The following is a 13,319-nucleotide window of genomic DNA, read 5'->3' on the forward strand; positions in this document are numbered from 1 at the left end:
GGTGAGCACCGCCACCCCCGCCGCCGCCACCGTCCCGCACACGCTCTCCCTGGCCGCCTCGGGGCGCGCGCCCGCCACCCAGAAGCCGCCGGGCGCGTTGCGCGTCCGCCGAACCAGCTCCAGTGAGTACGGCCGCCCGCCCGGCAGGCGCTCCAGCCGGTCGTCGACCACCGCCAGGACCCCGCCGTCCGCCAGGGAGCACACGACCGGCGAATCCCCCAGCACGAGGTAGTCGGCCCGCCCGCGATCCACCCGCACCATCGCCACCGTCGAGGACGGCGAGTCGGGGTTGCCCAGGTCGCAGCCGCCGCCGTGGGCCGCCGCCAGCTCCTCGATGGAGGACTCCAGGATCGCGGCCAGCGTGTCGCCCCGGCCGGTGGCCAGCCGCACCGCCAGCGCTCCCCCGAGCCGCGCCACGAGCCACGGGACGTCGTGCGCGCACCCGCTGTCGACCCCGGCCGCCGCGGTGGCGCCGTCGAGCACGACGATCCACGACGGCCCCGCGATCACCAGGTCCTCGTTCCGGCGCCGGGAACCGGCACTGGTGGCGTACGTGACCTCAGTGAACATGGCAGCGACTGTGCCACACCCGCCGGCTCAGCGGGCGGAGGGCACGCGCCGGCGCTCCTCGCCGAGGGCGGCACCCCCCACCGGCCGCGCCCGGATCTCGCCGAGCCTCGCCTGGCTGTCCCGGATGCCGGTGATCAGCACGTACGCGACCAGCAGCAACCCGAGGCACAGGGCGTCGGCCGCCCACCAGGGGATCTCGGCGAGCAGCAGGTAGCCGTCGCGGTCGCTCAGCTCCCTGATCACCACCGTGACCACGGCGATCACCACGGTCACCAGTAACCAGGTGCGCAGCCGGGGCAGGCTCCCCTTGCTCCACAGCCGGATCCGCCAGTTCATGAACACGGCCAGCACGCCGAGCAGCGCGCAGAACCCGATGAGCCACCAGGGCAGGGCGAAGGCGGTCTGGTCGGCGATCTGCTGCTGCATGGCGCGCAGCTCCACCTCGGCCTTGCGCTGGGCGGCCACCGCAGCGTCGAGCTGGCGTTCGAGCTGGGCCACGGTCTTCTGCTGCCGCTGGGGCGGCGTGGCGTCCTCCGTCGGCAACATCCGCGCCACGACGGTCAGCATGATCGCGATGAACGACAGCGCCAGCACGATGGCCATGAACAGGTCGATGAAGCGCAGGTCGAGCGGCGGCGCGAACGAGGTGGAGGGCCGCTTCCTCACGGTTCCCTCACCAGGGTGTACTTCTGCGGGCGGGTCTCGGCCGCGCTCAGCCGCTCGACGGCGGTCCGCAGCGCGTCGAGGCCCTTGACCAGCTCTTCGGTCCTGCCCCTCGTCTGGGCCATCTCCTGCCGGGACTGGGCCAGCTCCTGGGTGAGACCGTGCATGGCGGGAGCCGCCTGCTTGGCGGGCAGGCGCGCGATGTAGATGAGGAACACCTCGTCGGCGGCCACCACGCTGGCCCGCTCGGCCCGCTCGACCAGGGCCATCGCGCCGAACGCGACCACGCTCAGGAACAGCGCGATCAGGGTGACGCCGAACGCCGAGGCCAGCTCCGGCAGCACGTGCTGCTTGAGCGCGTCGATCAGCACGCTCGGGTCACCCTGGTCGTCCAGGGCGTCGGAGAACGAGGTGACCATGCCCGCCATGGTCAGGGCGGTGCCGATGAACCCGAAGACGGGCAGCGCCCAGATGAGCGCGTGGTCGAGGTGGTGCTTGTTGGCCATCTCGCTGTCGTCGAGGGCGGAGCGGGCGCTCAGCACCGCCTCGCAGTCGTTGCCCGCCTCGGCCGCCTCCCTGAACAGGCGCAGCCGGCGCCCGACCAAGGTGTCGTCACTGGGCTTCACCGCCTGCACGTTCGCCACCGCGCGGGCCGTCGCGGCGCTTTCCCGCCGGATGTCGGGCACGGCCCTGACGATCCGGAGAACGGCGGTCAGGAACACCGCGATGATGAGCGTGACCACGAAGGCAGCGCCCACCGGCGCCGTGGTCGCGCCCACGAACGTCAGCAGCGTGCCCACCGCCCCCGACACCATCAACAGCATCGAGACCATCAGGCTCACCACCGGCGCGAACGCCGAATGACACCAGCCGTACCTTGACACCCTTCAACTCCACTCCGGCACACAACAAGTCAAAGGAATACCTAAGCACACGTAAAGGAGTCGTAGAGTCACGACTGGCGACCGATTCGGGAGAATCTGCGAAGGCGCCTAGACGATGACCAGGTCACGCGGGGTGGTGTTCAGGCGTTCCCCGCCGTTTTCCGTGCAGACCACGATGTCCTCGATCCTGGCGCCGTGCCGCCCCTGCAGGTAGATGCCCGGCTCGACCGAGAACGCGAACCCGGGCTCCATCGCCTCGCGGTTGCCGGCGACGATGTACGGCTCCTCGTGCGTCTCGATGCCGATGCCGTGGCCGGTGCGGTGAATGAAGGCCTCGCCGTAGCCCGCCCCGGCGATCAGGTCGCGGGCCGCCGCGTCGACCGACTCGCACGGCACCCCCGGCCGCACCGCCGCGCAGGCCGCGTCCTGGGCCCGGCGCAGCACCTCGTAGTAGGCGGCGAAATCCGCGGGCGGCTCGCCCACGCTGTAGGTGCGCGTGGAGTCGGAGCAGTAGCCGTTGTGCAGCTGGCCGCCGATGTCGACCACGACCGGCTCCCCGGCCCCGATCACGCGGTCGGAGACGTCGTGGTGCGGGCTGGCGGCGTTGGGGCCCGAGGCCACGATGACGAAGTCGACGGTCGAGTGGCCGGAGGCCAGGATCGCCTCGGCGATGTCGCGGCCCACCTCGCGCTCGGTGCGCCCGGCCCGCAGGAACTCCGGCACCTGCCGGTGCACCGCGTCGATGGCCTGGCCCGCCTCGCGCAGCGCCGCCACCTCGGCCGGCGACTTGCGCATGCGCAGCTCCCGCAGCACGCTCCCGGCCAGCACCTGCTCGGCGCCCGGCAGCACCTCGCGGAAACGCAGCGACGACATGGCCCACATCCGGTCGGCCAGCCCCACCTTGGCCACCCGGCCCAGGCGCGCGGCCACGACCGCGTACGGGTCGTCGGTCTCGTCCCACGCCACGAACTCCAGCCCGAGCCGCGCGGCGGGCGACGCCTTCGCGGCCGGCACCTCCAGCCGGGGCACCATCATGAACGGCTCGCCGGAGGCGGGCACCACCAGGCACGTCAGCCGCTCCAGCGGCTTGGCGTCGTAGCCGCTGACGTAGCGCAGGTCGGGACCTGGAGTGAGGAGCAGGGCGTCGAGGCCGCCCTTGGCGGTGGCCTCGTGAACGGCGGCAAGACGGGACACGGGATAAAGATCTGAGGACGTCACAGGCCCAAATCTACTCCTGAAGGCGCCTCCTAAAATCCGCGAAAAGCTCTCACAACACGGGAAGGCGTCGCTACACCCCGCTCCAAGTTGCTCACGTAATGTGAGGCCAATTGTCCAGTTCCACTGCGCTTTGAGAGTGAGACCCATGGTCGACGTCATCGGCGACGCCGAGCTGCTCGGGCACGACAACGACGCCGAGCTGCTCGCCGTACGACTGGCGCACGCCCAGCGGCTGGGCAACATGGGCTGGGCGGAGTGGCACCCGCACACCGGCGAGACCATCTGGTCCGACCAGGTTTACGTGATCTTCGGGCGCGACCCCGCGCTGGGCCCGATCCCGCTGCCCGAGCTGGCCGAGCTCGTCGAGCCCGCCGACATGGGCGCGCTCGACCACCTGCTGTGGTCGGTCGTGCGCGGCGCCGAGCCGGTGCAGGCCGAGTTCCGCATCCGCCGCGGAGCGGGCTCCGGCGAGCTGCGCGACCTGCGGGTCGTCCTCGAGCCGCTGACCACGTCCGGCGGCCCCGCGGGCATGCACGGCGTCATCCAGGACATCACCGGCCGCCGCCGCGCCGAGCGCATGGTCTCCGAGTCGCGCCGGCAGCTGCTGGAGGCCCGCGAGCAGGCCGCCGAGGAACGCCACATCATGCTCGCGATGCGCGAGGCCATCCTGCCCGGGCCCGCCGGACGCCTCGACCTGCCGCACGCCAGGATCGCCGTGCGCTACGTGCCCGCGGAGAAGACCGCCAACCTGGGCGGCGACTGGTTCGAGGCCGCTCCCGCGCCCGACGGCCGGCTGCTGCTGGCCGTCGGCGACGTCTCCGGCCACGGCCTGCCCGCCATCGCGCGCATGGCCCAGCTCCGCCACGCCCTCGTCGGCCTGGCCATGACCGGCCGGCCCGCCCACCGGCTGCTGGCCTGGCTCAACGAGCTGGTCATGCACCAGCTGAAGGACACCACCGCCACCGCGATCGTCGGCCACCTCGACCCCGAGACGCGCGTGCTCGCCTGGAGCCAGGCGGGCAACCTGGCGCCCGTTCTGGTGCGCGACGGCGTGGCCAGCCGGCTCACCCAGCCCCGCGGCGTGCTGCTCGGCGCCGGCTGGCCGGGCCCGTACGAGCTGGCGACCACCCGGCTGCTGCCCGGCGACCTGCTGCTGATGTTCACCGACGGGCTGGCCGAGCGGCGCACCCGCGACATCGACGTCGGCCTCGACCTGGTCATGGCCGCCGCCCGCGACGTGTCGGCCCGCGACCTGGAGTCGGGTCTCGACCGCCTGCTGGCCGACATCGGCGGCCCCAACCCCGAGGACGACGCGTGCCTGCTCGCCGTCGGCGTGCCCGCGCGCGAGGAGGAGCGGCCCGGGTGAGCGGCGAGAGTGCGACGATAGACGCGTGCTCATGCTTCTGGACACCCCGTCGCTCTACTTCCGCGCCTTCTACGGCGTCCCCGAGTCGGTCAAGGGGCCCGACGGCTCGCCGGTCAACGCCGTACGCGGCCTGATCGACATGATCGCCACCCTCGTGCGCGGCCACTCCCCCACCGCGATGGCGGCCACCATGGACGCCGACTGGCGGCCCGCGTTCCGGGTCGCGGCGATCCCGACGTACAAAGCGCACCGGGTCGCCCACGGCGACGCCGAGGAGGTGCCCGCGGCGCTCGTGCCGCAGATCGCGGTCATCCAGGAGGTGCTCGACGCGCTCGGCATCGCCCGCCTGGAGTCGCCGGGCTACGAAGCCGACGACGTGATCGGCACGCTCACCCACCAGGCCGCCGGCGCCGTCGACATCGTGACCGGCGACCGCGACCTGTTCCAGCTCGTCGACGACGCCCGGCCCGTACGCGTCCTCTACACCGCCCGCGGCATCCGCAACCTGCAGATCGTCGACGAGGCGTTCGTCACCGCCAAATACGGCATCCCCGGGCGGGCCTACGCCGACTTCGCGACCCTGCGCGGCGACCCCAGCGACGGCCTGCCGGGCGTCGCCGGCGTCGGCGAGAAGACCGCCGCGGCGCTCATCACCCGCTTCGGCTCGCTCGACGCCATGCTCGAAGCCCTCGACGCGGGCGTCACCGACGGTTTCCCGGCCGGCAGCCGCACCCGCCTGGCCGCGGCCCGCGACTACCTGCGCGCCGCACCCGCCGTCGTCGAGGTGGCCTCCGGCGCGCCGCTGCCCGCCGCCGACCTGACCCTGCCGGCCAAGCCGCGCGACCCCGAGACGCTCGTCCGCCTGGCCGACCGCCACGGGCTCGACAGCCCGCTCAACCGGCTGCTCGACGCCCTGGGAGGTTAGCTCTCGAGCAGGGCCCGGACGGCCGCCTGCGCGGCGTCGCGCAGGCGGGCGTGCACGAGCACGTTCTCCTCGCGGTCGGTGCGCACCTCGACCAGCCGCGGCCCCTCGCCGCGCAGCGCCTTCGGCAGCTCGGTGATCTCGCCCACCAGCGTGTACGGCGTCCCCGTCGCCGCCGCCACGTAGCCGAGGTCCACCCCGTGCGGCGTGCCGAAGACCCGCTCGAACGGGTCGCGGACCGCCGCCTGGGGCAGCAGCGAGAAGATGCCGCCCCCGTCGTTGTTGACGACCACGAAACACAGGTCGGGCCGGGGCTCGCGGGGCCCGAGGATCAGCCCGTTCTGGTCGTGCAGGAACGACAGGTCGCCCATCAGCGCGTACGCCGGGCCGTTGTGCGCCAGCGCCGCCCCCATGGCCGTCGACACCAGCCCGTCGATGCCGGAGGCGCCCCTGTTGGCCATCAGCCGGATGCCGCGCCGCGGCCGCATCGCCTGGTCGAGGTCGCGGATCGGCATCGAGGACCCGCAGAACAGCAGGGCTCCGTTCGGCAGCGCGTCGACCAGGTCTCTGGCCAGGCGGGGCTCGCTCGTGCCCGACACGTCGAGCACCTCGTCCAGCGCCGTCCTGGCCGCGAGGTCGGCCTGCCGCCAGGAGTGCAGCCACGTGTCGTCGCCGGAGGCCACCGGGATCTCCACGGCCTGCGCCACCTGCGTGGCCGACCTGGTGGGGTCGGGCCAGCGGTCGAGGTCGGGCGCCACCACGATGTGCTCCCCCGCGCGCTGCAGCCACGACAGCAGCGGCCGTGACAATCCGGGACGGCCCAGCGTCACCACCACGTCGGGCAGGTGCGCGTCGGCGAACTCCGGCGTGCCCAGCAGGTAGTGGTAGGTGGAGACGGCGTGGTCGCCGTAGCGTCCGCCGCCGTTCGGCTCCGACAGCACCGGCCAGCCCGCCATGCCGGCCGCGGCGACGTAGCGGCGCACGTTGGCGGCTCCGTCGCCGACCACGAGCACGCCGCGCCTGGTCGGCGGGAGGTGCAGGGCGACCGGCGGGGGCGCGACCCTGGCCCGCGCCCAGGGGCCGTTGGCGCCGCCGTCGAGCGGCTCGCACCACGCGGTGTCGCCGTCGGGGATCAGCGGTTCCCTGAAGGCCAGGTTGAGATGTACGGGCCCTGGCGCGGCCGGACCCGACGCCCGCTGGTAGGCGCGGCAGGCCAGCGACCGCCAGTAGGCCACCTGCCCCGGCCGGTCCTCCGGCACGCCGACCTCGGCGAACCAGCGGGTGGCGTCGCCGTACAGCTTGATCTGGTCGATCGTCTGGTTGGCGCCGGTGCCGCGCAGCTCGGGCGGGCGGTCGGCGGTGAGCACCAGCAGCGGCACACCCGCCTCGCTCGCCTCGATCACGGCCGGGTGGAAGTTGGCGACGGCCGTGCCGGAGGAGCAGATCAGCGCCACCGGGCGCTCGGAGCGTTTGGCCAGCCCCAGCGCCAGGTAGGACGCGGAACGCTCGTCGACGCGCACGTGCAGGCGCACCCGCGACTCGGCGTGCAGCGCCAGCGCCAGGGGCGCGGAGCGGGAGCCGGGGGCCAGCACGACGTCGGTCAGGCCGCAGCGCACCAGCTCGTCGACCAGCACCGTGGCCAGCGCGGTAGCGGGGTTCAACGTGACGCCTCCTGCATCCGGCTCAGCCACTGGGGAGAGTCGATTTCATATGCCGACAAATGCTGATAATTCACTGTCGGGCGCCGTACGGCCAGCCGCCCGTCCACGGGCAGCAGCGAGTCGTCCACGACGTCACCCGACAGCAGCGACATCGTGCCCAGCCCGCACGCGTACGGCAAGGACGGCAGCGCCGCGGCCAGCGCCAGCCCGGCGGCCAGCCCCACCGACGTCTCGACGGCGCTGGAGACCACCGCGGGCAGCCCGCACGCCTCCACCACCCGCAACGCCGCGCGCACCCCGCCCAGCGGCTGCACCTTGATCACCGCGATGTCGGCCGCCTCCGCCGCCTTGACCCGCAGCGGGTCCTCAGCCCTGCGGATCGACTCGTCGGCCGCGATCGGCACGTCGCACGCCCGCCGTACCGCCGCCAGCTCCTCGAGGGTGGCGCACGGCTGCTCGGCGTATTCCAGGTCGAACCGGTCGAGGCGCTTGAGCCGGCGTACGGCCTCGCCGACCTCCCACGCGCCGTTGACGTCGACCCGCAGCAGGCCCGAAGGCCCGAGCGCGTCGCGCACGGCCTCCACCCTCGCCACGTCGTCACCGAACGTCTGGCCCCGCTCGGCCACCTTGACCTTCGCCGTGCCGCAGCCGGAACGGCGCACCATGTCGTGGGCCCGCGCGGGATCGACGGCGGGCACGGTCGTGTTGACGGGCACGCTGTCGCGCACCGGCTCGGGCCAGTCCTCGAAGGCCGCCTCGCGGGCGCACGCCAGCCAGCGGGCGCACTCGCGCGGGCCGTATTCGGGGAACGGGGAGAACTCGCCCCAGCCGGCGGGACCGTGGAGCAGGACCCCTTCCCTGACGCTCTGACCGCGGAAACGCGTGCGCATCGGGATCCGGAAGACATGGGCACGGTGCTGGGCCCGGTGCACGGATGCCACGGGAGAACGCGTCACGACCCTCCCTGCACATCTGTCCGACCTGTCGCCACTAACCTTACGAGCATGTGGAGGAACCCGTCGCATCCGGACCGTCCGCTTCATGCCATTGTGCAGCCTCCAGGACCTGCCCTGTTCGCGGCGATCCGTGACGCGCTCGCGGGCGACGGCCCGGCCGTCCTCCCCCTGCCGCCCGGCCACTCCGAGGCCCCGCTGGCGGCCCTGCGCCCCACCCACGTCAACGGAGCCCTCCAGAGCGGCGGCGAAGGCGTGCCGGGCGACGTGGCGGTCGTCATCGCCACCAGCGGCAGCACCGGCGCCCCCAAGGGCGTGCTGCTCTCGGCCACGGCCCTGCGCAGCTCGGCGGCGGCCTCCCTGCGCCGCGTCGAGGCCTCCAAGGGCGAGCGCTGGTTGTGCTGCCTGCCCGTCTCCCACGTCTCGGGGCTGCAGGTGCTCGTGCGCGCCCTGCTGTCCGAGAGCGAGCCGATCATCCACGCGTCGTTCGACCCGCACGCGGTCCTCGACTCGGGCGCCGACCACGTCTCCCTGGTGCCCACCCAGCTGCACCGGCTGGTCGGGCTGGGCGCGGACCTGTCGGTCTTCCGCACGATCCTGCTCGGTGGCGCGGCGCCCCGGCCGGGGCTGCTGGACCAGGCCCGGGACCTCGGGGCGCGGCTGGTGACGACGTACGGGATGAGCGAGACGTGCGGCGGTTGCGTGTACGACGGCCAGCCCCTTTACAATGTAGATCTTAAAGTTGGTGACGACGGCCGGATCAGGATCGCCGGCCCCGTGCTGTTCTCGGGCTACCGCTTCGGCGGGCCGGCCCCGCTCGCGGACGGCTGGTTCGTCACCTCCGACCTGGGCGAGCTGACCGGGGGCCGCCTGCGCGTGCTGGGCCGCGCCGACGACGTCATCAACACCGGCGGCGAGAAGGTCGTGGCCGACGCCGTGACCGCCGTGTTGTGCACGCATCCCGAGGTGGCCGACGCCGCCGTGTTCGCCACGCCCGACCCCGAATGGGGCGAGCGGGTCACGGCCGTCGTCGTGCCTGCCAACCCCGACACACCTCCCACGCTTGCACAATTAACGGCATACTGCCGCGATAGGCTTCCCCCCTACGCGGCCCCGCGCGAGCTGCGCCTGGAGCCCCGGCTGCCGCTGTTGCCGAACGGAAAGACCGACCTTGTGCGGTTGAGGGCAGGAACCTGATGAGTTGCGGCTGCGTCAAACCGGGGAAAGGGAGGGAGCCTTCATGGACCAGACCCGCAAGATGTGGGCATCCGCGGCCGTCGTCGGCGTGATCGTGGTCGGAGGCGCCTCAATCGCGGCGGCCGCCTCGGCGGGCAAGCTCTCGCAGGTCGACGAGGAGACCCGGGCCGTGGTGGAGCAGGCGTCGCCGTCCAGCCGGCCGGAGACCTCGACGCCGGATCCCACCGGCGAAGACGTCGTCGTCTCCCGTGAGGTCAATCCGGATCCCCGCCAGGTCATCGAATACTGGACCGGCGAGCGCATGGAAGACGCCGATCCCATGCCGATGCCCGAGGTCTCGATCGAGGTGGGCGACTAGCGAGCAAGCCGAGGGGTGGTCCGCCGAAAGAGGCGATCCGCCCCTTTTTCATGACATTCGTCCGCACGGGGAACAAATGGCGGCGATTGGCGTTATTGATACTGGTGCGCCGTGCGGACACGAAGCCGCCCCACCACAACCTGCCTGATCGCTTCGACTCCGTACGGAGGAGGTGTCCTCATGCCCAGAACCGCCTTGGCGACCCCGCCCGTGTCTCTCGACCAGCTGCTCGAACGAGGGCGAGCCCAGGGTCACCTATCTCTGGCGGAGCTGCGGGACGCGTTCGGCAAAGCCGGCATCAGCCCCTCTGAGGGCCGCACGATATTGCGGGAGCTGTCAGAGGCCGGCGTGAGCCTGGCCGCCGAGAACGAGCCGTCTCTCAGCACGACCGCCACCCCCGGAAAGACCACCCAGAAGAAGGCAGAGACTCCCAGGAAGCCTTCGCGGACCAAGACTACCGGCCGCAAGGCAGCCGAGGCAAAAACCCTCTCCCCGGCGGACGCGAAGGCCGTCACCCCTCCGGAGCCCAAGCCGGAGCACGAGGAGGACGTGCCGGAAGAGATCGACCTGCGCGCCGAGGACGACGGCGACTCCATCGACCTGGACGACACCCAGTCGGTCATGGGCGACTCGGTGCACACCTATCTGAAGTCCATCGGCCGCCGCACGCTGCTCACCGCGGCGCAGGAGGTCGAGCTGGCCAGGCGGATCGAGGCCGGCCTGTACGCCGAGTACAAGCTCGAGACCCAGCCCGACCTGCCGCCCGCCGCGCGGGACGACCTGCGCATGGTCGTCGAGGACGGCAAGCAGGCCAAGGACCACATGCTGGAGGCCAACCTGCGCCTGGTCGTGTCGGTGGCCAAGAAGTACACCGACCGCGGCATGTCGCTGCTCGACGTGGTCCAGGAAGGCAACCTGGGGCTCATCAGGGCGGTGGAGAAGTTCGACTACACCAAGGGGTTCAAGTTCTCGACGTACGCCATGTGGTGGATCAGGCAGGCCATCCAGCGCGGCTTCGCCGACTCGGCGCGTACGATCCGGCTGCCGGTGCACGTGCTGGAGATGCTGTCCAAGCTGTCGCGCATCGAGCGTGACATGCACCAGCGCCTGGGACGCGAGCCCACCCCCGAGGAGCTGGCGGTCGAGCTGGACAAGACCCCGGACCAGATCGAGGAGCTGCTGCGCACCAGCCGCCAGCCGATCTCGCTGAACGCGACGATCGGCGAGGACGGCGAGACCACGATCGGCGACCTCATCGAGGACGTCGACTCCCCCGAGGCGTCGGAGATCGTCGACCGCCAGCTGCTGGGCGACCAGCTGCGCGGCGTGCTCGACAACCTCTCACCCCGCGAGTCGAAGATCATGGCACTGCGCTTCGGCCTGGTGGACGGCAAGCCGCACACGCTGGACGAGATCGGCAAGCACCTGGGACTGACCCGGGAGCGGATCCGCCAGCTGGAGAAGGAGTCGCTGTCCAAGCTTCGCCACCCGAGCAACACCCGCCCGCTGCTCGACTGGGCCAGCTGACAAGGGAGCCCCGGCACACCACGTGCCGGGGCTCTCGTTCCCGGGCGCCTTGCGACCGCGCTCAGACGGTGGCGGGCACCGGGCGCGGCACCCGCGGGATGCCCCGCAGCCGGTTGTCCTCGCGCAACGTGCGCAGGCGCTCGACCTCGGCCGTCCACATGGCCCCCGCGGGGGTCGCCTTGGCCTTGCGGCGCGCGATCCGGTCGTCGTAGGCCTTCACCCCGAACGTGGCCCGCTGCCCCGCCTCGGCGGCCCGCAGCGCGTCGGTCAGTGCCCGGTCGAGGGCCCGGCCGGCGGCCAGCAGCTCGAGCTCGTCGGCCGCCGCGGCCTGCAGCTCGCGCAGCGTCCGCTCGGCCTGGCGGGCCTTCTCGAGCAGCTCGGGAAAGCTCCTGGAGATCTCCTGGTCCGCGTGGAAGCGAACCTCGGCCTCCCGGCTCACCCGCGGACGGAAAAACGCCATCGACTCGGCCCCTTCACGCTGTCGTCACTCGTTCCGACGCTTAGCGTACGCCGTCGCGCGACACGTGCGGAAATCGGCCCGGAGCGAGCTCCTTTACATAGTAAGATGATCTCCATGCCCGCCAAGCGACCACCCGTCCCCCTCTCCCGCGAGCGCATCATCGAGGCCGCGCTCCACATCGCCGACGGTCAGGGCCTGCGCCGGCTCACCATGCGCCGTCTGGGCGACGCCCTGCAGGTGGAGGCCATGGCCATCTATCACCACCTGCCCCGGGGCAAGGAGGCGCTGATGGACGCGCTGGCCGAGCACGTCACCGCGGTCCACGTCGAGCAGCGCTCCACCTGGCAGGAGACGGCCAGGGCCTGGTGCCGGGCGAGCAGGGAGGCGCTGCGCGAGCATCCCGGGGTGCTGGCCCTGGCCCTCACCAAGCCGCCCAAGGGCGCCACGGCGGTCGCCGTCAAGGAGCAGGCCGAGCAACTCGCCGACGCGGGCCTGCCGGACGCCGCCGAGGCCGTGCGCACGCTCCGGGCCTTCGTCTTCGGCAGCGTCGCCGTCGAGGTGCAGCAGTCGGGCTGGGCCGACCCGGACGTCAATGAATGGGTCAGACGGGATGAAAGAGCAGATATCGACTTCGAGCGCGGGCTCGACGCTCTCCTCAAGGGATTGCAAACGTGATGCGCGTGTCGCGCTTGGCCGGTTATCCTGCATAAGGCACGCTGTGTCGAAGGTCACACGCACCAGGGATCCTCCTGTAACAGCCCGAACGGGCTATGTCGGAACGCGTGACACAGTCGCACACTTGCCAGGACAACAACCCGAGCCGGCTCCCGCCCCTCCAGAACGGGAGCATCCCACGAGATATCGGAGGCACGCCGATGTGCCCGCACGACCCGGCCTGTCCGGATGCCGAGGCGCCTGACCGCGAGGCGGCACGCACCCTCGCCTGCCACCCCGAGCAGGGGTGGAGCCTGCTCTGCAACGGCGTCGTCCTGTTCGAGGACACCGGCGAGCTGCTGCCCAGCGGCACCGTCATCGCACCTCATCGGCCCGATCCGCTGGTGGGCGCGGCCTGATCAACACGCGGGCGGCGCCGCCGGCCGGTGCTGCCCTGCCGTGGCGGCCCGCCATAGCGAGTGATCCACTCCGCCACGACCTCGCCCACCCGGGCGGGGTCCTTTTTCAGGTCATGGCCCTCTCCCGGCAGCACCACCAGGCGCGCGGCATCCGCGGCGTCCGGCACTCCGAAGGGGTCACGATCACCGTTCACGACCAGCACGTCCACGCCGGCGCCACGTAGCTCGCCGGCCCGGGAGCGCTCGGGTTTCCCCGGCGGATGCAGCGGAAAGGCCAGCGCCACCACCGCCGCCGCGCCGACCGCCTTCGCCGTACGGCACGCCACCCGCGCCCCGTTGCTCCGCCCGCCCTGCACGACGGGCAGCCCCGGCAGGCGCGCGCGCAGCTCGGACAGCACGATCTCCCACGCTTCGTCCTGCCTGACCGGCGAGCCCGGCGCCCGCGCCCCCGCCACCCTGAACGCCTG

Annotated in this window: 15 protein-coding genes; 7 read left to right on the forward strand and 8 right to left on the reverse strand. The window is 72.3% G+C overall.

Annotated elements, in window-relative coordinates:
- From E1292_RS45425 to E1292_RS45440, 4 genes are all read right to left on the reverse strand, one after another.
- The coding region (locus tag E1292_RS45425) for a protein phosphatase 2C domain-containing protein (protein WP_132606001.1) at positions 1-570 on the reverse strand (570 nt) is incomplete at its 3' end.
- A 27-nt stretch (positions 571-597) separates the two neighbouring features.
- Positions 598-1,236 (reverse strand): hypothetical protein, encoded by a 639-nt coding sequence (locus E1292_RS45430; protein ID WP_132606002.1) that lies wholly within the window; start codon positions 1,234-1,236, stop codon positions 598-600.
- Positions 1,233-2,066, reverse strand: a complete 834-nt coding sequence (locus tag E1292_RS45435; RefSeq protein WP_132606003.1) for a hypothetical protein — start codon at positions 2,064-2,066, stop codon at positions 1,233-1,235. The genes E1292_RS45430 and E1292_RS45435 overlap by 4 nt, the downstream gene beginning before the upstream one ends.
- 159 nt (positions 2,067-2,225) lie before the next feature.
- Positions 2,226-3,311, reverse strand: a complete 1,086-nt coding sequence (locus E1292_RS45440; protein ID WP_246090811.1) for a M24 family metallopeptidase — start codon at positions 3,309-3,311, stop codon at positions 2,226-2,228.
- Between the two features lie 169 nt (positions 3,312-3,480).
- Between E1292_RS45440 and E1292_RS45445 the strand changes: the two genes are divergently transcribed.
- Entirely contained in the window at positions 3,481-4,701 is a 1,221-nt protein-coding gene (locus tag E1292_RS45445; protein ID WP_132606005.1) for a PP2C family protein-serine/threonine phosphatase, read from the forward strand.
- Positions 4,702-4,732: 31 nt separating this feature from the next.
- Positions 4,733-5,626 (forward strand): 5'-3' exonuclease, encoded by an 894-nt coding sequence (locus E1292_RS45450; RefSeq protein ID WP_132606013.1) that lies wholly within the window; start codon positions 4,733-4,735, stop codon positions 5,624-5,626.
- Here E1292_RS45450 and menD read toward each other — a convergent pair.
- The gene (menD, locus tag E1292_RS45455) at positions 5,623-7,284 is read right to left on the reverse strand and encodes a 2-succinyl-5-enolpyruvyl-6-hydroxy-3-cyclohexene-1-carboxylic-acid synthase (RefSeq protein WP_181958404.1); all 1,662 of its coding nucleotides are present in this window, start codon (positions 7,282-7,284) and stop codon (positions 5,623-5,625) included. The genes E1292_RS45450 and menD overlap by 4 nt on opposite strands.
- Complete coding sequence (locus E1292_RS45460; protein WP_246090816.1) at positions 7,281-8,174, reverse strand: o-succinylbenzoate synthase; 894 nt, start codon at positions 8,172-8,174, stop codon at positions 7,281-7,283. The genes menD and E1292_RS45460 overlap by 4 nt, the downstream gene beginning before the upstream one ends.
- Positions 8,175-8,288: 114 nt before the next feature.
- Between E1292_RS45460 and E1292_RS45465 the strand changes: the two genes are divergently transcribed.
- The 3 genes from E1292_RS45465 to E1292_RS45475 all read left to right on the forward strand — a co-directional run bounded on the left by E1292_RS45465 (position 8,289) and on the right by E1292_RS45475 (position 11,319).
- Entirely contained in the window at positions 8,289-9,434 is a 1,146-nt protein-coding gene (locus tag E1292_RS45465; RefSeq protein WP_132606007.1) for an AMP-binding protein, read from the forward strand.
- A 43-nt stretch (positions 9,435-9,477) separates the two neighbouring features.
- A complete protein-coding gene (locus E1292_RS45470; protein WP_132606008.1) occupies positions 9,478-9,792 on the forward strand; it encodes a hypothetical protein in 315 nt (104 codons plus the stop codon).
- A gap of 180 nt (positions 9,793-9,972) precedes the next feature.
- Positions 9,973-11,319 (forward strand): RNA polymerase sigma factor, encoded by a 1,347-nt coding sequence (locus tag E1292_RS45475; protein ID WP_132606009.1) that lies wholly within the window; start codon positions 9,973-9,975, stop codon positions 11,317-11,319.
- A 61-nt stretch (positions 11,320-11,380) separates the two neighbouring features.
- On the opposite strand, the gene E1292_RS45480 is transcribed toward E1292_RS45475, so the two are convergent.
- Positions 11,381-11,779 (reverse strand): hypothetical protein, encoded by a 399-nt coding sequence (locus E1292_RS45480; RefSeq protein WP_132606010.1) that lies wholly within the window; start codon positions 11,777-11,779, stop codon positions 11,381-11,383.
- 114 nt (positions 11,780-11,893) lie between these two features.
- Between E1292_RS45480 and E1292_RS45485 the strand changes: the two genes are divergently transcribed.
- Positions 11,894-12,454, forward strand: a complete 561-nt coding sequence (locus E1292_RS45485) for a TetR/AcrR family transcriptional regulator C-terminal domain-containing protein (RefSeq protein ID WP_165975080.1) — start codon at positions 11,894-11,896, stop codon at positions 12,452-12,454.
- Between the two features lie 200 nt (positions 12,455-12,654).
- The gene (locus E1292_RS45490; RefSeq protein ID WP_132341476.1) at positions 12,655-12,852 is read left to right on the forward strand and encodes a DUF5999 family protein; all 198 of its coding nucleotides are present in this window, start codon (positions 12,655-12,657) and stop codon (positions 12,850-12,852) included.
- Here E1292_RS45490 and E1292_RS45495 read toward each other — a convergent pair.
- Positions 12,819-13,319, reverse strand: a 501-nt coding sequence (locus E1292_RS45495; RefSeq protein ID WP_246090815.1) for an alpha/beta hydrolase family protein, incomplete at its 5' end; no start/stop codon positions are given. The two genes, E1292_RS45490 and E1292_RS45495, sit on opposite strands and share 34 nt — an antisense overlap.

The organism is Nonomuraea deserti (genome assembly GCF_004348685.1).
Taxonomy (GTDB): Bacteria; Actinomycetota; Actinomycetes; order Streptosporangiales; family Streptosporangiaceae; genus Nonomuraea; species Nonomuraea deserti.